Here is a 572-nt window from a genome sequence, read left to right as displayed (position 1 = left end):
AGGAGGGAAAGCCGGAGAAGGTGGTGGACAAGATCGTGGAGGGACGCCTCAAGAAATATTACGAGGAGGTGTGCCTGCTGGAGCAGCCCTTCGTGAAGGACCCGGAGATCACCATCCGGGAGCTGGTGCAGCGTACCATCGCCGCGACGGGCGAGAACATCGTGGTAAGGCGCTTCGTCCGCTTCCAGGTCGGCGAGACGTCCGAATAGGACGGCGGGCGGAGGGGAAGGTATCCGGTCGGAGGGAATAGAAAACTTATCGGGACGTCGGACGGGACCGTCTCCGAAGAACCGCGTAAGGGGAAAGGACAGCCTTGGCCGAGGGAGAGAGACCCACGCCCCTTTACAGGCGGGCGCTCATCAAGCTCAGCGGCGAGGCCTTCATGGGCCGCCTGGAATACGGCATAGATCCCGAGACGGTGGGGGTCATCGCCGACGAGCTGGCGGAGGTGAACCGCCTGGGGGTGCAGATAGCCGTGGTGGTGGGGGGCGGCAACATCTTCCGGGGCATGGCCGCGAGCGCCAGGGGCATGGACCGCGCGGCGGCCGACTACGTGGGCATGCTGGCCACGG

2 protein-coding genes are annotated in these 572 nt (G+C 65.4%); both read left to right on the top strand.

Annotated elements, in window-relative coordinates:
* Window positions 1-209 (top strand): translation elongation factor Ts (locus tag QME84_12775; protein ID MDI6875137.1); only part of this gene is annotated, 209 nt, incomplete at its 5' end.
* Between the two features lie 173 nt (window positions 210-382).
* Window positions 383-572 (top strand): UMP kinase (gene pyrH, locus QME84_12770; protein MDI6875136.1); only part of this gene is annotated, 190 nt, incomplete at its 3' end.

It is taken from the genome of Actinomycetota bacterium, assembly GCA_030019255.1.
GTDB lineage: Bacteria > Actinomycetota > Geothermincolia > Geothermincolales > RBG-13-55-18 > Solincola_A.
Note: the sequence above shows the minus strand (reverse complement) of the source record. Positions and strands in the feature narration are given on the sequence as shown.